Origin of the sequence: Geobacillus thermodenitrificans subsp. thermodenitrificans DSM 465 (assembly GCF_000496575.1) — a bacterium.
Taxonomy (GTDB): domain Bacteria; phylum Bacillota; class Bacilli; order Bacillales; family Anoxybacillaceae; genus Geobacillus; species Geobacillus thermodenitrificans.
In genome coordinates, this window is sequence record NZ_AYKT01000001.1 from 117,080 (window position 1) to 134,806 (window position 17,727).

The window sequence follows — 17,727 nt, forward strand, 5'->3', positions numbered from 1 at the left end:
GGAAAGCAAATGAGCGAAAAACGGGCCTTGTCTCTTTATCCGGAACATGTGTCATTTCATATTGACATTCCGGACAAAACGGTATGCGATGTGCTCCATGAGCGGGCAGCGCAATTTAGCAGCCATCCCGCACTGACGTTTTACGGCAAAACGATCACGTATGCTGAGCTCGTTGCGGCGGTTAACCGCTTCGCCTCCAGTCTGCAGACGCTTGGAGTGCAAAAAGGCGACCGTGTCGCGATTATGCTGCCGAACTGTCCACAATACGTCATTGCGTACTATGGCATTTTACAGGCTGGCGCTATCGTCACCCAAGTGAATCCGATGCTCGTCGAGCGTGAACTGGCGTATGTGCTGAACGATTCCGGAGCTGAGACGATCATTATTTATGAACCGCTTTATCCGCGTCTCGCCGCAGTAAGAGAGGGGACGGCCATCAAGCGGGCGGTGACCGTTAGCTTCGGAGCGCCGTCCTCCGCTTCATTGGCCGCCGAAGACGTCACATTTGATGAGTTTCTCGCCGAAGGAAGCGGGCAAGTGCGTCCAGTGCCAATCGAACCAGCGCATGACGTCGCTGTACTGCAATACACGGGCGGAACGACAGGACGCTCGAAAGGGGCGATGCTCAGCCATCGCAACATTTTCGCCAATGTTTTGCAATGTGCCGAATTTTTCAAAGGCACGTTTGAGATGGGAAAAGAGCGCTATTTAACTGTGATCCCACTCTTCCACGTCTTCGCCATGACTTCGGGAATGAACTTGGCCATTTATCAAGGAGCGGAAAACATTTTATTGCCGCGCTTTGAGCTGAAGGAGGTGCTCGAGACGATCCGAGACAAGCAGCCGACTGTGTTCCCCGGTGTGCCGACGATGTATGTTGCCATTACGAACACACCTGGAGTCGAGCAATACGGCATCAGCAGTATTAAAACGTGCAACAGCGGCAGCGCACCGATGCCGCTGGAGCTCATGCGCGATTTTGAGGCAAAAACCGGGGCGGTCGTTCTCGAAGGGTACGGACTGTCCGAAGCATCCCCGGTGACGCACTGCAATCCACCGTTTGCTGCACGCAAGCCGGGGACAGTCGGCATCGGCATGCCACTTACTGAGTACAAAGTCGTCGATGTGGCGACGGGCACGCAAGAATTGCCGCCGGGTGAGGTCGGTGAACTCATCATCCGCGGTCCGCAAGTGATGAAGGGGTATTGGAACATGCCGGAGGAAACAGCGGTGACGCTGCGAGACGGATGGCTGTACACCGGAGATTTGGCTTCGATTGACGAGGAGGGGTACGTGACGATTGTCGATCGGAAAAAAGATATGATCATTGCTGGCGGCTATAACATTTATCCGCGCGAGGTCGAGGAAGTGCTATATGAACATCCAGCCGTGAAAGAGGCGGTGGTGATCGGTGTGCCGGATTCGTATCGCGGCGAAACAGTGAAGGCGGTCATCGTCTTAAAAGACGGGCAACAGGCGAACGAAGACGATATTATTCGTTATTGTAGGAAAAATCTAGCGTCCTATAAAGTGCCGCGCATCGTCGAGTTCCGCACCGAACTGCCGAAAACGAACGTTGGCAAAATTTTGCGTCGTGCTTTGCGCGAAGAGGCGTCTCGCCCGCAATGACGAAGGCGCAGTTGACGGCCAGGTCCCGAGCAGGCTTGGCCGTTTTATGGTAAAATAGCTGGCGGTGACTACATGTAAGGCAAGAGGTGTAAAGACATGAGGGAAAAAATTATCGCTGCCAGCATTGAATTATTTGAACAAAACGGGTTTAGCGAAACGTCGATTCAAGATATTGTCGATGCTCTCGGGGTGACGAAAGGGACGTTTTACTACTATTTCAAAAGCAAAGAAGAGCTGCTCATGGACATTCATCTTCGCTACATTGAAGGGCTGCTTAGCGAACAGGCGCGCATTATGAATGATGAGCAGCGGACGATGCGGGAAAAGTTGTACGCCATCGTTTATATGCTCATTCATAATGTCGAGCGGCAAGGAAGACAGGCGCGCATTTTTTTCCGTGAGATGAAGCATTTAAGCGAGGAACATTTGCAAAAAGTGAAAGAAAAGCGCGATTTGTTCCGCTATCATCTGCAGGCGTTAATTGAAGAAGGAATGAAAACTGGCGAACTGCGCCGCGATTTGTCGCCATCGATTGCTACCCTTACTGTGCTTGGGGCGGCCAATTGGAGCTATCATTGGTTTCGTCCGGACGGCGAGCTGACCGATGCTGAAGTGGCGAAACAAATGGTGACGATTTTGATTGAAGGAATGAGTGCGCCATATACTCGATAGACAAGTGAAACGGCGCACACCCAAACGCGTTCGTAAAGGGGGAGAGGGGAGATTGACCGCCATTATTCCGGTTCGCAAAGGGGAAGAACTGCCAGCCGAAAAGCTGGCTAAGTTTTTACGCACAGTGTTGCCGGATATACCGGACGGCGAGCTCGAGATCAAGCAATTTTCCGCCGGTCGGTCGAATTTAACGTATTTGCTTCGCTGCGGGGAATGGGAGGCGGTGCTGCGCCGCCCGCCGTTTGGCCCCGTGCCGCCGAAAGCGCACGATATGAAGCGGGAGAGCACATGGCTTGCTGAAATTCATCCACTGTTCCCATTGGCCCCGAAGCCATTCTACTTTTGTGAAGATGAATCGGTTATCGGCAGCCCGTTTTTTGTGATGGAGCGACGTCACGGCGTTGTGATTGACAGCGATTTCCCAGATGGCATCGACCCCACGGAAGACGTCTGCCGCGGCATTTCCGAGACGATGGTTGAGACGCTTGTCAACATTCATCAAATTGACTATACGAAAACGCGCCTTGTGCAGATAGTCAAGCCAGAAGGGTTTATGGAGCGGCAAGTGCACGGATGGATTCAACGCTACGAACGAGCGAAAACAGATGATGTTCCAGCGGCTGAGGCGCTTATGAAGTGGCTTGCTTCCCATATCCCGCCACAGCGGGAGGCGACGGTCATCCATTACGATTTTAAGCTGAATAACGCCTTGTTTGCTGAGGATGATGCAACGAAAATGGTTGGCTTGTTCGATTGGGAAATGTCGACTGTTGGCGACCCGCTTGCTGATTTGGCGGTGGCGATGAGTTATTGGGTTGAGGAAGACGACCCACCGCTTGTCAAGCAAGGTTTCGGCCGCGAGCCGGTCACCGTTCGGCCTGGCTTTTATACGCGTGAACAGTTTATTGCTGCGTATGCAGAAAAAAGCGGACGCGATGTTTCCGATATGCACGTTTATTTAACGTTTGCTTATTTTAAATTGGCCGTCATCTGTCAACAAATTTATTACCGCTATCGCCGCGGACAAACAAATGATGAGCGGTTTCGTCATTTCAACCAGTTTGTCGAGGCGCTCATTGAGCATGCGTGGCAGCTGGCGACAAGGCGGTGAGAGAGTATGATCACGAAAGTGCATGTTGTACTGCGCAAAGAAGATATTGACGAAACCGCACTTGCTGACGGTAAAGTGGCCGTTGTGTTTGATGTCTTGCTCGCGACGTCATCGATTACAGCGGCATTGGCTGCCGGCGCCCGCTCAGTCATTCCGGTGTATAGCGCCGCCGAAGCGAGAGAAGTCGGGCGGCGATTGCCTGACGGGAGCTACGAACTTGTCGGCGAAAGCGAAGGGCGGACGATCGTTGGCTTCCACCCGCCAGCGCCGCTGTTTTTGCAAACTGTTTGCCCGGGGAAAACGGTGGTGTTGTCGACGACGAACGGCACGGTGGCGCTTCGTAAGGCGATGCCAGCCCGCGCTGTGTATGCAGCGAGTTTGCTCAATAGCCCAGCAGTCGGCGAATATGTTTGCCGCTCACATCGGGAAGAGACGATTATCGCCATTTGTTCCGGCTCATCCGGCCGATTTTGTCTTGAGGATTTTTATGGCGCCGGCTATTTTGTTCATTGCCTGATTGAGCACGGAATCGCTGCTGCAGAGCTTTCCGATAGCGCCATGGCTGCTTGGCTGTTTTATCGGCAATATAGCGGTGAAAGAAGGGCGAAAGAAGTGCTGTCCTCCTCGCGTGTCGGGCGCTGGATGGCCGCTTACGGTCTCGAAAAGGAGATCGACTACATCAACCAGCATGGAGCTCTTTCTGTCGTTCCGAAACTTGAGTGTGAGTCGTTTGGACCGGAAATGCGTGATATGACGCAAACGAAAGTAGCGGGGGAGGGGAAACAACAATGAAAATGGTACAATTTACGGAATACGGCGGTCCAGATGTGCTTGAGGTGAAAGAGGTAGAACGCCCGTCGCCATCCGGTCGCCACGTGTTGATTGAGGCGGAGGCGATTGGCGTCAATTACGCCGATACAGCGAGACGAGAAGGACGCTACGTTGTACCGACACCGCTTCCATTCGTGCCTGGAACTGAAGTGGCCGGTGTCGTCCGTGAAGTTGGTCCGGACGTGCAGGCGATCCGCCCAGGGCAGCGCGTCGTCGCCTTAGTGGAGTCGGGAGGGTACGCCGAGTTTGTTGCCGTTGATGAGCGGGCGGTCGTGCCGCTGCCGGATGGGATGGATGTCCAACAAGCAGCGGCGCTGCCGGTGCAAGGGTTAAGTGCCTATCATATTTTAAAAACGATGAGCCGTCTGGAGGACGGAGAAACGGTGCTCGTTCACGCGGCAGCCGGCGGCGTCGGCACGCTCGCCGTGCAGCTGGCGAAACGGTTCGGCGCGAAAACCGTTATCGCCACGGCGAGCACCGAAGAAAAGCGGGAGCTTGCTCGGCGTCTTGGTGCTGATGTGACGATCGATTATACGCAAAACGACTGGACCAAGGCTGTGATGGAGGCGACTGATGGCCGCGGCGTTGACGTTGCCTTGGAAATGGTGGGCGGCGGTATTTTCCATCAAACGCTTGATTGCCTCGCCCCGTTCGGTCGCCTTGTTGTTTACGGCATGGCAAGCGGGGAGATGACGCGCCTTAACCCAGCTCGTCTGATGGCGAAAAACTGGTCTGTCGTCGGCTTTTTCTTGCCGCAAATCATGCGGAAGCGGGCGCTGTACGAGCAAAGCTTGCGTGAATTGCTCCATTGGGTGCAAGAAGGAAGCTTAGAGCTGATCATCGGCGGCGTCTATCCGCTTGAGCAGGCGGCTATGGTACACGAGCTGTTGCAAGGGAGGAAAACGAGCGGCAAACTGTTACTTGTGCCGTAAAAAGAGGAATGGAGTTGACCAGAAAGATCGCCTTTCTTCAAGAGAGACAAGATGCTGTATTGTGGAAGTGTTCAGATCGTATATCGTGATGAAAAAGGGTGTCCCGTTGTCTTTGTGGGACACCCTTTTATATGTGCGTAAACCAATCGGCGGCCACCGCATACGATATCGCGCTGAAAGGAAAACAGCGTTACATTTGTTTTATAGACTGTTTCTCTTTTCGTGAACGTATCGTTCGAGCCGATCGAGCCCTTCTTTGAGCACATCGAGCGAATAGGCGTATGACAGGCGAACGTAGCCTTCGCCGTATTCAGAAAAGGCGCTTCCGGGAACAAGGGCGACGCCGGCTTTTTCAACGACATCAAGGGCAAAATCGAACGACGGCATACGAAACGCAGCGATCGACGGAAACAAATAAAACGCGCCGTCCGGCTTTTCCACAGGCAGCCCCATGGCTGTGAGGCGATTGTAAGCGTACTCAAGCCGTTCAGCGTAGGCAGCGCGCATTGCCTCGGCGTCATTTTTGCCGGCGGTAAGCGCCTCAACCGCTGCTTTTTGGCTGATCGACGACGTGCAGGAGACGCTGTATTGATGCACCTTGACCATCTGTTCGATGACAAAGGACGGAGCGAAAACCAATCCGATGCGCCAGCCGGTCATCGAGTGTGATTTGCTTAGACCGTTGATGACAATAGTCTGCTCTGGCAACCATTCAGCGATTGAGCGGTGGCGCCCGCGATAGACGAGCTCGCTGTAAATTTCGTCAGACACGATCCAAATCGGCCTTCCTTTCATCAGTGCAGCGATGGCTTCCAGCGCTTCACTTGACAGCGTCGTTCCGGTCGGATTGGACGGATACGGAAGGACGAGGCAACGTGTCTTGTCGGTGAGGTAAGGCTTAATCAACTCGGCCGACAGACGAAAGCCGTTTTGTCTTGTATCGATGTACACCGGTTTCGCCCCGCACAAGCGGATGAGCGGCTCATAGCCGGGGTAGACCGGCGCGGGAAGAAGCACCTCCGTCCCTTCTTCTAAAATGGTGCGAAACGTAATGTCGAGCGCCTGGCTGGCGCCAACGGTGGCGATCACTTCATCCGGGCTGTAGCGAAGCCCGTATTTATCAGCGACAAATTGACAAGCAGCTTGGCGCAACTCCAGGAGACCGGCGTTCGCCGTATATGTTGTGAAATCGGCGGCGATCGCTTCTTGGGCTGCCACTTTCACATGATCGGGTGTCGGAAAATCCGGTTGGCCGATCGTCAAGGAAACTAACCCTGGCCGGCCGGAGACAAGGTTGAAAAATTGACGGATGCCAGATAGTTGAATGGCTTGAACGCGTGGCTGAATGAGGTGTTTCACAAGCTGTCCACCTTTCCGTTTTTTCTCTATTGTACCATTGGGCCTGCAAAACGGAAAAACAAAAATGAGCCCCTTTCCGTTCGGATCGTTTTCCGTAGACGGAAATGGGGCTCATCCTGTCATAGATGATTCACACTCCAACGTCGTTCTCTCCTTTTACGCGCCGTATTTTTTCAATAAGTCGTTATATTGGGCGGAAAGCTTGACAAACAACGGTTTGTTGCCAGTAGCAAGCGCCTCGTCGATTTTTTCCATCAGTTTTTTTCTCTGGAACTGGAAGAGTGCTTCTTTCAACACTTGTTCGGCCATTGGACCATAGCTGCTTTTTTCTTCAGGCTGGTTGAACAATATGGCGCCTTCGTTTGGATACTGTTTTTCATACATAGTCAATTCCCTCCCATATGGGAACGAAGGGGTTCCCTTTTTTATATTATCGTCCTTTTTGGTGAAAATGTAAAGAAAATTTAGATAAATATTTTTTGTCAATTTTTTCTCTACACGATTTCTTTACCCGTTTTTTGTTGGTGTGTAACAGCTTTTCGGTTATGATAAGAAGAGAAAAAATGGCAAGGTGAGATGGCGATGATTCGCACGTGTGTCGTAACAAAAGAGTTTGAGGTTATGCATGATGTTGATTTAGCGTTCGTCAACAGTCCAGACGTTTCATGGTATTGGGTTGATTTTCATGAACCGACGGACGAGGAGTCGGACTTACTCGCTTCATTTTTCCGTTTCCATCCGCTAGCGATTGAGGACTGTTTGGAATATGTACAGCGTCCGAAACTTGATTTTTATGACCGCTACTTATTTGTTGTCCTTCATGCGATTGCGGGAACAACCCTCGAGGCTGAGGAAGTTGACTTGTTTGTCGGACAAAATTTTATCGTTTCGTTTCATAAGTCGTCGATTCACGCAGTCGATGACGTATGGGAGCGGCTGAAACGCGAGCAGGATGTGCAGCAGGGGCCGTTTCATGTTATGTATCGGCTGATTGATAAACTCGTCGATGATTACTTCCCGCCACTGTACAATATTGAAGATGTGTTAAATGATCTAGAGGAAAATACGAACAATGAGCCGATTCATGACATTATCGAAAAAGTGTTTGATATTCGTGGCGATTTATCGAAATTGCGCCGGACAATTGTGCCGATGCGCGATTTACTGTATCGCATCATCCACTCCGACCGACTGCAGCGCATGAAAGAACGGCAGTTGTATTTCCATGATATTTACGATCATTTATTGAAGCTGTCGGAAATGATCGAGACGAATCGGGAAATTACCTCCGATATCCGGGATAGCTATTTGTCGCTCAACTCCAACCGAATGAACAACATTATGATGACATTTACAGCCATTACGACGATTTTTATGCCGCTCACCTTTATTGCCGGCATTTACGGGATGAATTTTGATTATATGCCGGAACTGCGCTGGAAATATGGGTACTTTGCTGTATTGGCGATCATGGCAGTCATCGGCATAATGATGTTTGCTTGGTTTAAACGCAACGGTTGGTTTCAGCTGTTAAAAGGCGACTCGTCGAAGGAGGAACGGCGTCGGTAACCGTATAAAACAAGCTGGCCCCCTCATATATATAACTATGGCAATGCGACCGTGAAGGAGGGGGAAGGATGGTACGAGGTGTTTGGGGCGTTGATTCGGCGCAAGTCGTCACAGACCAATTGTTTCAATGTGTACGGACGGAGTTTGGTTACCCGAAATTTTGGGGTCGCTATTTGGTGGAAGTACCGAACGTCTCGGAAGGGCTGACGCGGGACGAGATCACCCGCATCCGCAACTATGGGATCAAAGTACTGCCAATTTATAATGCCTTTCGTGAGGCGGTTGGCTATGCGAACGGCCAAGTGGCGGCGCGCAATGCGGTGTTCCATGCACGGCGGCTCGGCATTCCGAAAAATAAATTGCTGTTTGCCAACATCGAAGATTTTTTTGCTGTCGATGCGGCTTGGATTACGGCTTGGGTGGAAACGCTCTATCCGACTGGGTATCGTCCGGGGCTGTATGCCGATCCGACGCAGGGGGATTTCGCCGCCGCCTATTGCGAGGCGGTTGGGAACAACAATCAAGTGGCGGTACAGGCCGTTATTTGGAGCGCAGCCCCAAGGCCTGGAACGACGAAAGAACAAAAAGCTCCGCGTTACCAGCCGGCCGCCCCGCCTTGTAGCGCGAACGTTTGGGCGTGGCAGTACGGGCGCGACGCAGAAGGCTGTCCGGTTGATACGAATTTGGCGGATCGCCGCCTGCTTGACTTTTTATATTGAACAGCGCCGTTGCAGCAAGGCAACGGCCTTTTTATTATCTTGATCGAGCAGGCGGCCACTTCTGAGTGAAACGAAAGCGGAGACGAACAGTAACCGAATTTGCTTCAGCGAAAGGAAATGTGAGAATCCCTCGCTTCCGCGGCAGGAGGTGAGGAAGGAAGTCAGAATGTTTTTAGGTCGTGTTGACTATATTAATAAATATATAGGAAAAGATGAGTACGGAAATGAAAGCAGTTCGAGGGCTTTTTATCGGGATTACGGAATGGCTAACATAAAGAAAGGAGAGGGAAGTTGGATTCCTATATCGTCTCGTTACTAGACCGGATGAAAGAGCAGTATGAACAATGGGAGTCTTCATCTTCGCTCGACGGGGCGGAGCTGACTCAGTTTTTCGATGCCATCGGCCGAGCGGCGAAGGTGACCGGCCGCGATGATCTTGCTGCTGAAGTAGAACGGATTCTCCGCCGGATGAACAGGCAAAAGGAACGGCAATGGACGGTGGAGGAGGTGCTAGCGGAGATGTTTCCACTCCTGCGCCGCTGCTATGAAGCCGAGGAAACGGATTCTACAATCGCTTCCTTCTTGCAACAACAAGGGGCGGAAGCTGACATTCTTCTCTGCGGAAACGACCCGTTATTTTTTGCTTATATCCGTCGATCATGGCAAACCGTACCTTGGCGCTTCATCACGCTTCCTTCCCTCGAACAAGCAGCCGCATCCATGTTTCGCCTCAACCCGGACTGCATCATCGTCAACATCGGGGAAGACGATTTAGAAACTCCTCCTTTCGTTGCTCTGCTGAAGACCGCCAGTCAGCCTTCCTACATTCCAGTAGTGATCATTAGCAGAGACGGACGAAAAGCTGTACATCTGAAATGTTATGGGCTTGGCGCCGACGATGTCATCGCGCAGCCGGTGGCAGCTAGTGAGCTATACATTCGTGTTCACCGTCTCGTAGAAAAAAAGCGGAAAATTGATAAATTGGTGCTTATTGATGAGTTAACCGGCGTCTATAACCGTAAATATTTACCGCGAGTGTATGTCCGCCTGCGCAGCGATCTTGAGCGTTTCGGGACACCGAGCTGTTTGGCGCTGCTTGATTTGGACCATTTTAAGCAAGTCAACGACCGCTTCGGACACTTAGTGGGGGATGCGGTGTTAAAAAAACTGGCCGCCTTTTTGCTTCAACATACGCGCGGAATGGACACGGTCATTCGTTTCGGGGGTGAAGAGTTTATCGTTTGGCTGGCAAAAACCTCGACATGCGAGGCGCACCGTGTGCTTGGGCGGCTGCAGCGTCAGTTCGCCTCAGAGGAAATCGAAGCAGCTGGCGTACGCCTATCGTGCACGTTTTCCGCCGGTTTTGTCGAGTGCTCCGACCCGAACGAATCGCTTGATCATTGGCTCAAACTGGCCGATAAAGCGCTATATGCAGCCAAAAAGAGCGGCGGCAGCCGGGTTGAGGGAGTTTAGAAGCAAGCCACTTCCGTCAATGGCAGTCCGGCGGAGGAACAGCATCGCCGAGCGGGCAAACAGAGATAGTCTGTTGCCTTTGTCGACGGCGGTGCACTGGTGTGAACGGTCACCGCTGATCTCGTTCGCAAGCTTGCTGCTGAGCAGGGGTGGGAAGTGGACATTGATGAGTTGGGTGACGGGCTTTCCTTCCTCGAATCGCCACTCTATCAAAAAACGGACGGCACTTCATTGTCATTTTAGACTGGAAAATGTGAGGTGTGACACTATCTCCGCCGCATAAAGTGTTGGTATTGCCGCTGCACCAAGACGAACAGGCAATCGCCCATGCTACCGGCAAGGGGGATGAGTATGTGATAAAGCCACTGAAATGGTGCGAGCTTGGTTGCTAAAAGAGCTAGATGAATAATAAGGCGCGTTTTTGCTACTGAGATGGCGGCTGCTAGGCAAGGAGTGTTTCTTCAATGATAGTGGGCTTCCCTTGTTTCTTATTTTGAACGGAAAATCTCCACTTCCAACCAAAGCGAAACAATAGCTGCTCGGAGTGGGGATCCTTGATTTTATTGTAAGTAAGTGGAGGAAGGACAGAAGCAAGGCGCTGGGAACATTCCAGCGCCTTGTTTAGTAACGGTCACCGAGCCGCTTAAACACAGGCTTTGCCAATCGTCTCGGTTTTCGTTCCGTCGATTCTTTGATTCCGGTATAGGCGATGAGAATGGCTTTTGCCTCCGATAAAGGCATCCGGGCGGAAGGATTTCGGTATGAGTCGCTGAGCGCGCCGAGGTGCGGAAGGGCGGCGAAATCTTGTTTTGTCGGAGGAATGTGGAAATAGTAGTCGCCGACGGCCACGAGCACATCGGATTGCTGCTGACTATATTTCGGATTGCGGGAAAAATGGAGGCCGACTTTTTTCGCCTTGCCTTCTTCAAGCAGTTTTTCGATGGCTTTTTTCTTGAGAAGATACAAAAACGAAGGGTTTAATGCCGTTTTCGCATGGCGGTTAACTGTAAAAATGGCTTTGGCGATATTGTCGACCGTCAACTGCAACGGTTTCATCGACATGTCTCCTTTTTCTTTCTATTATAGCATAGTTGTGATCTGCTTGACCTATTTCTAGCGATGAATGAGCGAAAAGACTGTTAGCTCCGGCGGGGCGAAAAAGCGAAGCGGCACCCTTGTTGTGCCGAGTCCCCGGTTGACATATAGCACAAGCCCGCCGACGTGGTAAAATCCTTCATAATACCGCTCGGACAGCGGCGGCGTAATGAGCGGGCCGATAAATGGAAGTTGAATTTGTCCGCCATGGCTATGGCCAGACAGTTGAACATGAATCGGATAGCGGCATGTCTCAAGAGCGCCATCCGGTTCGTGAACGAGGGCGATTGTATATGTTGACGCCGGAATGCCGGACGTCATTTTCGCCCAATCGGGTTGGCCGAGCATCATATCATCGCCACCGGCCACAGCGATCCTCTCTTGTCCACGGCGAACGAGCGCATGCTCGTTGACAAGGACGCGAAACCCAGCTCGTTCCATCAGCCGGCGATAAATGTCCGTCCCGTAGCCACCGTGGTCGTGGTTGCCATAAACGCTAAATTTCCCAAGTGGAGCACGGATGGAGGCCAACGCATCTGCCACCTCTTCGGTGTGCGGGTATCGGTTCGCCTCATGAAGCAAATCGCCGGTGAAGACAACGATATCGGGTTGCAGCTTGTTTATTTGATTAATGATGCGGTAAAAGCGTTCCAAGCTGTCATAATGACCGAGATGGAGGTCACTGAATTGCAACAGTTTCACGCCGTCAAACGCCTTCGGGATGAGCGGGTGTGACAGTGTATGGTGAGTCACCGTCAAGTGCGACGGTTCAACCCAACGGGCGTAGCCGTAGGCGAGCGATGTTGCCAACGCTGCGGCGAAGCCGGTGCGTGTCAGCTTTTTTAAAAACGTGCGTCGGTTCATTTTGGTTGTTTCAATACGGTGCATCGTTTCGCCGTCCTTTCACAAGTAGCTTTATTATAACGAAAACGAAAAGGGAAGAACAATAGGAGAAAAATAATGTTGTTAAATCAAGAAGGTCATCATTCTTAGAAAGTGAAAGTAGAGAAGAAGCCATTGTGTTTTGATTTTCAAAAAAATCAGTCATTTCTATTGAAAAGAGGGGGAAATTGCCCTATGCTAGAAAAAGAAAGAAAACCAAGCATAAGAAAAAATGAATGAACCATCAGTCATAGGGGGAGAAGTGAATGAACGGAAAAGTGATTATTATTACCGGTGGATCGAGCGGAATGGGGAAATATATGGCGAAGCGGTTTGTTGCCGAAGGGGCAAACGTCGTTATTACCGGACGACGGGCGGAGGCGCTTGAAGAGGCCAAACAGGAAATGGTCGTACCAGGCGGGGGACAGGTGCTCACTGTTCCGATGGATGTGCGCAACCCGGAGCAAGTCGCAGACATGGTCAAACGGGCTGACGCGGAGTTTGGCCGCATCGATGCTCTAGTCAACAACGCGGCTGGCAATTTTATTTGCCCGGCGGAAAAGCTATCGATCAACGGTTGGAACAGCGTCATTAATATCGTATTGAACGGTACGTTTTACTGTAGCCGGGAAGTCGGCAACTATTGGATTCAACGTGGCTTAAAAGGGAATATCGTTAACATCATTGCCACATACGCCTGGCATGCCGGTGCGGGGGTCATCCATTCAGCAAGCGCCAAGGCCGGGGTGCTGGCGATGACGCGTACATTGGCGGTTGAGTGGGGGAAAAAATATGGCTTCCGCGTCAACGCTATCGCTCCAGGACCGATTGAGCGGACAGGTGGGGCGGAGCGTCTTTGGGAATCAGAAGAGGCGGAGCGGATGACGATCGACAGCGTGCCGCTCGGGCGGCTCGGAACACCAGAAGAGATTGCAGCGGTTGCGGCGTTTTTACTTTCAGATGAAGCCGCTTACATCAACGGTGCCTGCATCACGGTTGACGGCGGTCAATGGCTGAATCGGCGACCGTTTTAACGAACGTGCTAGTGAAAAAATCACTGTCCTTTCTTTATTCAGCGATCCTCAATCGCTACGAAGGACAAGGTTCATAAGGTTTCTCCATTTAGCAAATGTCTTTCTTGGCTGTGTTGTTATGAAATCACCGACTTTCTAAGTGGATTTTGCCTTACATTTGTGGAACAACGGCTGCTGTCCAAACGGATTTCCTATGATTAGGAGATCCGTTTTTTCGTTCCGGAAAAGGTTGGTCAATATGGTATAATAAAGTCAAAGATGGTCGACGAGAATGAGGTGAGCATGATGGATGCATTAGACGTGATGGCCAACTTGTCGCAAGCAATCCCGTACTATCAGCCGATTTTTAGCGCCGATGAGCATGGGGTCATCGGGTATGAAGTGCTCGGGCGATTTCAAACGGAAGCGGGGCCAGTCAGCCTCGGGCCGTTTTTTCATGACGACACGATCCCGGAAGAGTTTCGCATTGAAGTGGATGATGTCATTACAAAAAAGGCGCTTGATTATTTTTTGTCGCTGCCCGACCAGACGCTGCTCATCTTTTTAAACCGTGACGCCAATTTGTTAATGCTTGACCGCGGCGAATCGTTTTTGCAATTGCTTCTTGCTTATGAAGCGAAAGGGTTGGCGCTTAGCCGTATCGTATTGGAAATTAACGAGCAACATTTTAAAGGCGACTTGGATCAGTTCAGCCATTTATTGACGTATATCCGCACGTACGGCATTAAGGTGGCGGTCGATAATATCGCCGAACATAGCATTCATCTCGAGCGGATCGGCGTTTTGTCGCCTGATATTTTAAAAATTGATTTGCATGAATTGCGGAAAACGTCTGTCCACCAAGCTTATCAAGAAATCGTTCATTCCATTTCATTGTTGGCGCGCAAAATCGGAGCGACGCTTCTGTATGAAGATATTGAAACATCATTTCAGCTCCAGTACGCTTGGCGGCATGGCGGCCGCTATTACCAAGGGTATTATTTGGCCAAGCCGGCGCCAGAGGTGGTGCCGCGTGATCTGTTGAAAGAGCTTCTCCGCCAAGAATGCCATCGGTTTATCCAACAAGAAAAGAAAAAGCTTGAGACACTGTATCAAATTTCTGAGCAGTTTCAGCAACGGGTTGCCGCGTTGCTTGGCAAATATAAAAAAGTGAGCAGCTTTAATGAGCTCATTTCACTATTGGCTGACGAACTGAATGACGTTTGCTTCCGCATTTACGTTTGTGATGAGGACGGTTTTCAGCAATCAGGCAATATGTTTAAGCGCGGTAGCCGCTGGGAGTTGCAGCAACAATATTACATGAAAAATTGGAGTTGGCGTCCGTATTTTTTGGAAAACATTATTCGCATGCGTTCGCGCCGCAGAGGGATTCTATCGGATTTATATACAGACATTGAAACCGGGGAGACGATTCGGACGTACTCGTACCCGATTGATGAGCATCATTATTTGTTTATCGATTTGTCGTACAGTTATTTATTTGAGCATGACGCCCATTATTGATGGTATAAAATCATCTTATTGCGGCAAAGTAAACATGAGGTGAAACTTATGGCACAGCTGACTTTTGTGTTATCTGCCCTCTCTGTATTGATTGCGATCATCGGGTTCGTCTATACGGTTCGCCTCGGCCGCCAACAGCGTTGGCAAGGGGAGCTTGATGGACCGATTCCGAAAACGGTACAGGAACATGCCTATTTACGTAACCCGGTGTTGCTTGCTTACGTGCTTGCTGTCCTGCTCGCTATTTTTGCCATCGGTTATTTGGCGTTGCGCTATTATTGAAAAAAGGCCATTCATACGGATGGCCTTTTTGCTTGTCCGCGAATGACGCTTTTTTCCACGACTTTTTTCCTTTGCCACTGAATATATATGAAAGCGGAAGAGGCAAAGGAGGAATGAAGATGGCGAAGCGGCTGCCGTTGCGGCTGTCGGGCGAGGAGGCGTCATTGTTGCTTGAGGTGCTGTTCAGCCAGCAATATGCACTCGAACTTGTCCGCTCTGAGCTAGCGGATATTGAAAACGGGGATAAGGAAGCCGATGAACAACGATATCGGCAGCTTTTACGTTTATACGACCGCCTTTTAACGGAGGAAGAGTAAAATGTCGTTCTATGCTATCGCTTGGCAAGAAGCGATAGTCTTTTTTATGATATGATAAAATCGGAGAGGAGAAGACGTAAAAAGAGAAAGGCGGAACATTGGCATGACATGGTTAGAAAATACACAGTTGGCCAACATGACAGTTAAACCATTTCTCATCCCTGCTGATAAAGTTGCGCACGTTCAGCCTGAAAACTATTTGGATCATGCGCTGCTCGTCTTGACAAAAACCGGCTATTCAGCAATTCCAGTTCTTGATACATCGTATAAACTGCACGGGCTAATTGGCATGACGATGATTATGGACGCGCTGTTAGGATTGGAGCGCATCGAGTTTGAACGGCTCGAGACGATGAAGGTCGAGGAAGTGATGAATCGAAACATTCCGCGCCTGCAGCTTGACGACAGCTTGCTGAAGGCTCTCGGACTGATTGTCAACCATCCGTTTGTCTGCGTCGAAAATGAAAACGGTTATTTTGAAGGGATTTTTACTCGCCGTGAAATATTGAAGCAATTCAATAAACAGCTGCGGAGGCTTAATGGCGGCCGGAAACCAGGCCGAAAAGAAGCTGAACAATGAGCAGAAAAGTAATCGTGTGTAAGATTAAGCGCAGCTGGTTTTGTTTCAGTTTTTGTGCGACTCGAACCGATACTTGAGCGCCGATCAACGATCCCATCGCCAAGAACGGAGCGATATGCCAGTTCATAAGGCCGCTGTATAGATAAGACGCCATTGCGCCAAAGCAGCTGATGAACGTTTGGAATCTTGTCAGCGCCATGGCCGATAAGTAATCCATGCCGGCGCGTAAGTAAGCATACATGAGCATGGTGGCTTGGCCGGGGCCAAACATGCCATCATAGACGCTAATGCCATACAAAATCGGATAGAAAATTTTTGGGAGAGCAGGGGCTGTTGCCGCTGATTTGGGCTTTTTTTTGAAAAGTTGCAGGCATAGTGCAAACAACAGCAACATGACCGCGATGATAGTCATTGTTCGTTCGGACAACAGCGAGGCGATGGCCCCTCCTGTGGCTCCCCCGCCGAGGCTGATCGGGATGATCAGAAGCAGTTGTTTCCCACGAATGTTTTGCTGGCGAAACAAGACGAAGAAGCTGGAAAACGAGCTGATGGTATTGGAAAACTTGGCGGAGGAAATGGCCTGATGGATCGGAACACCGAGCGTGAGCAGAACGGGCATGCTGATAAGGCCACCGCCGCCAGCTAATGTACCAACGAATGAAGTAGCAAACCCAATGAGGACAAACAGGATCCAGTCCATGTAGAGATTCTCCTTTCGATAAGGGTTCTACAACTATTTTATTTTTGTTATAACGATAAGAAAATGTGAAAAAAATAGACATAAATGATAAGAAAAACTTATCAAAGGGATGATCGTTTTGAATATTTCAGAGTATGAAATCCTCACTGTTTTGGCGGAAGAATTAAATATGAGAAAAGCCGCTGTCCGGCTGTATGTTACCCAGTCTGCACTATCCCAACGGCTACAGACGATCGAGGCCAGCTGGAATGTGAAAATATTTATCCGGTCTCAGCGCGGATTGCTGCTAACACCAGAGGGGGAAAAGATTGTTCAGCTTGCCAAAGAAATTGTGCAGAAAACGAACAAAGTAAAAGAAGAAATGAAACAACTGGTCGGGCAAATCAGCGGGACATTAACGATAGCGGTGGCTTCCATCGTTGCTCAACATTGGCTGCCTGCCGTGTTAAAAAGGTTTATGAAGTTATACCCCAATGTAAACGTTTCGTTGATGACGGGATGGACAAGTGAAGTCCTAAGTCATATGTATGAAAATCGATGTCAACTTGGGATTGTTCGTGGAAAGCCAAATTGGAGCGGGATGGCGACACGTTTATTTACCGATCAGCTATATTTAGTAGACCAAGAAATTCAATCTTTGGAGCAATTGCGCCATACTGATCGGCCATTTATTCAATTTAAAAGCGATTCAACTTATTCGTTGCATATTCAACAATGGTGGCATGAGCAATTTCAAGCCTTGCCGCCACGAACGGTGATGGTCGATCAAATTGAAACATGCAAACAGCTTGCTTATCATGGCGTTGGTTATGCGATTTTACCGGAAATTGCTTTAGGTGATCGAGAACAACATCTTGTTCACATGATACCGTTAAAAACGAAGCATGGTGAGCCCATGACCAGAGATACATGGCTGATCAGTTCGGAAGTGGCATGGCAACTTCCACAAGTACAAGCCTTCGAGAAGACATTACGGCATTTTGCTCGATGAATTGGTGCTTGTCACAAGGCTCTCTGGTTTGCTAAAGTAAAAAAAGAA

At 50.1% G+C, this 17,727-nt stretch carries 20 protein-coding genes; 15 read left to right on the top strand and 5 right to left on the bottom strand.

Features of this window, described 5'->3' with window-relative positions; translation table 11 throughout:
• Nucleotides 1–9 precede the first annotated feature (9 nt).
• The 5 genes from DSM465_RS0100610 to DSM465_RS0100630 all read left to right on the top strand — a co-directional run bounded on the left by DSM465_RS0100610 (nt 10) and on the right by DSM465_RS0100630 (nt 5,175).
• Complete coding sequence (locus DSM465_RS0100610) at nt 10–1,629, top strand: long-chain-fatty-acid--CoA ligase (RefSeq protein ID WP_029760385.1); 1,620 nt, start codon at nt 10–12, stop codon at nt 1,627–1,629.
• 96 nt (nt 1,630–1,725) lie between these two features.
• Nucleotides 1,726–2,301 carry a TetR/AcrR family transcriptional regulator gene (locus DSM465_RS0100615; RefSeq protein WP_008878781.1) on the top strand — a complete coding sequence of 192 codons (576 nt, stop codon included), beginning with the start codon at nt 1,726–1,728 and terminating at the stop codon, nt 2,299–2,301.
• Nucleotides 2,302–2,353: 52 nt separating this feature from the next.
• Nucleotides 2,354–3,412, top strand: coding sequence for a phosphotransferase family protein (locus tag DSM465_RS0100620; protein ID WP_008878780.1), 1,059 nt, complete (start codon nt 2,354–2,356; stop codon nt 3,410–3,412).
• A 9-nt stretch (nt 3,413–3,421) separates the two neighbouring features.
• Nucleotides 3,422–4,204 (top strand): 2-phosphosulfolactate phosphatase, encoded by a 783-nt coding sequence (locus DSM465_RS0100625; protein WP_171355324.1) that lies wholly within the window; start codon nt 3,422–3,424, stop codon nt 4,202–4,204.
• Nucleotides 4,201–5,175 (top strand): quinone oxidoreductase family protein, encoded by a 975-nt coding sequence (locus tag DSM465_RS0100630; RefSeq protein ID WP_008878778.1) that lies wholly within the window; start codon nt 4,201–4,203, stop codon nt 5,173–5,175. Before DSM465_RS0100625 ends, DSM465_RS0100630 begins: the two co-directional genes overlap by 4 nt.
• A gap of 201 nt (nt 5,176–5,376) precedes the next feature.
• Here DSM465_RS0100630 and DSM465_RS0100635 read toward each other — a convergent pair whose 3' ends face one another.
• Both DSM465_RS0100635 and DSM465_RS0100640 read right to left on the bottom strand, forming a co-directional pair.
• Entirely contained in the window at nt 5,377–6,534 is a 1,158-nt protein-coding gene (locus DSM465_RS0100635; RefSeq protein WP_029760386.1) for an aminotransferase A, read from the bottom strand.
• Nucleotides 6,535–6,690: 156 nt separating this feature from the next.
• Nucleotides 6,691–6,918 carry an IDEAL domain-containing protein gene (locus tag DSM465_RS0100640; protein ID WP_008878776.1) on the bottom strand — a complete coding sequence of 76 codons (228 nt, stop codon included), beginning with the start codon at nt 6,916–6,918 and terminating at the stop codon, nt 6,691–6,693.
• Between the two features lie 192 nt (nt 6,919–7,110).
• Here DSM465_RS0100640 and corA point away from each other — a divergent pair, with 192 nt between their 5' ends.
• The 4 genes from corA to DSM465_RS20040 all read left to right on the top strand — a co-directional run bounded on the left by corA (nt 7,111) and on the right by DSM465_RS20040 (nt 10,687).
• Nucleotides 7,111–8,103 carry a magnesium/cobalt transporter CorA gene (corA, locus tag DSM465_RS0100645; RefSeq protein ID WP_011887069.1) on the top strand — a complete coding sequence of 331 codons (993 nt, stop codon included), beginning with the start codon at nt 7,111–7,113 and terminating at the stop codon, nt 8,101–8,103.
• A 68-nt stretch (nt 8,104–8,171) separates the two neighbouring features.
• Nucleotides 8,172–8,822, top strand: coding sequence for a glycoside hydrolase domain-containing protein (locus tag DSM465_RS0100650; RefSeq protein WP_008878774.1), 651 nt, complete (start codon nt 8,172–8,174; stop codon nt 8,820–8,822).
• Nucleotides 8,823–9,113: 291 nt separating this feature from the next.
• The gene (locus DSM465_RS0100655) at nt 9,114–10,295 is read left to right on the top strand and encodes a GGDEF domain-containing response regulator (RefSeq protein ID WP_008878772.1); all 1,182 of its coding nucleotides are present in this window, start codon (nt 9,114–9,116) and stop codon (nt 10,293–10,295) included.
• A 260-nt stretch (nt 10,296–10,555) separates the two neighbouring features.
• The gene (locus tag DSM465_RS20040; protein ID WP_255350167.1) at nt 10,556–10,687 is read left to right on the top strand and encodes a hypothetical protein; all 132 of its coding nucleotides are present in this window, start codon (nt 10,556–10,558) and stop codon (nt 10,685–10,687) included.
• Between the two features lie 229 nt (nt 10,688–10,916).
• On the opposite strand, the gene DSM465_RS0100660 is transcribed toward DSM465_RS20040, so the two are convergent.
• Both DSM465_RS0100660 and DSM465_RS0100665 read right to left on the bottom strand, forming a co-directional pair.
• On the bottom strand, nt 10,917–11,351 hold the full coding sequence (locus DSM465_RS0100660; RefSeq protein WP_008878771.1) for a YkyB family protein: 435 nt from the start codon (nt 11,349–11,351) through the stop codon (nt 10,917–10,919).
• A 57-nt stretch (nt 11,352–11,408) separates the two neighbouring features.
• Nucleotides 11,409–12,278 carry a metallophosphoesterase gene (locus DSM465_RS0100665; protein ID WP_008878770.1) on the bottom strand — a complete coding sequence of 290 codons (870 nt, stop codon included), beginning with the start codon at nt 12,276–12,278 and terminating at the stop codon, nt 11,409–11,411.
• 260 nt (nt 12,279–12,538) lie between these two features.
• On the opposite strand from DSM465_RS0100665, the gene fadH reads away from it, so the two are divergent.
• The 5 genes from fadH (at nt 12,539) to cbpB (ending at nt 15,988) form a co-directional block, all read left to right on the top strand.
• Nucleotides 12,539–13,306, top strand: coding sequence for a 2,4-dienoyl-CoA reductase (fadH, locus tag DSM465_RS0100670; RefSeq protein WP_008878769.1), 768 nt, complete (start codon nt 12,539–12,541; stop codon nt 13,304–13,306).
• A gap of 285 nt (nt 13,307–13,591) precedes the next feature.
• Nucleotides 13,592–14,809, top strand: coding sequence for an EAL domain-containing protein (locus DSM465_RS0100675; RefSeq protein WP_029760387.1), 1,218 nt, complete (start codon nt 13,592–13,594; stop codon nt 14,807–14,809).
• 48 nt (nt 14,810–14,857) lie between these two features.
• Entirely contained in the window at nt 14,858–15,091 is a 234-nt protein-coding gene (locus DSM465_RS0100680) for a hypothetical protein (RefSeq protein ID WP_008878766.1), read from the top strand.
• 119 nt (nt 15,092–15,210) lie between these two features.
• Nucleotides 15,211–15,408 (top strand): antirepressor AbbA, encoded by a 198-nt coding sequence (gene abbA, locus DSM465_RS0100685; RefSeq protein WP_008878765.1) that lies wholly within the window; start codon nt 15,211–15,213, stop codon nt 15,406–15,408.
• A gap of 103 nt (nt 15,409–15,511) precedes the next feature.
• A complete protein-coding gene (cbpB, locus tag DSM465_RS0100690; protein ID WP_008878764.1) occupies nt 15,512–15,988 on the top strand; it encodes a cyclic-di-AMP-binding protein CbpB in 477 nt (158 codons plus the stop codon).
• On the opposite strand, the gene DSM465_RS0100695 is transcribed toward cbpB, so the two are convergent.
• Nucleotides 15,945–16,688, bottom strand: a complete 744-nt coding sequence (locus DSM465_RS0100695; protein WP_011887074.1) for a sulfite exporter TauE/SafE family protein — start codon at nt 16,686–16,688, stop codon at nt 15,945–15,947. The two genes, cbpB and DSM465_RS0100695, sit on opposite strands and share 44 nt — an antisense overlap.
• Before the next feature lie 118 nt (nt 16,689–16,806).
• Here DSM465_RS0100695 and DSM465_RS0100700 point away from each other — a divergent pair, with 118 nt between their 5' ends.
• Complete coding sequence (locus DSM465_RS0100700; protein ID WP_008878762.1) at nt 16,807–17,679, top strand: LysR family transcriptional regulator; 873 nt, start codon at nt 16,807–16,809, stop codon at nt 17,677–17,679.
• Nucleotides 17,680–17,727: the final 48 nt, after the last annotated feature.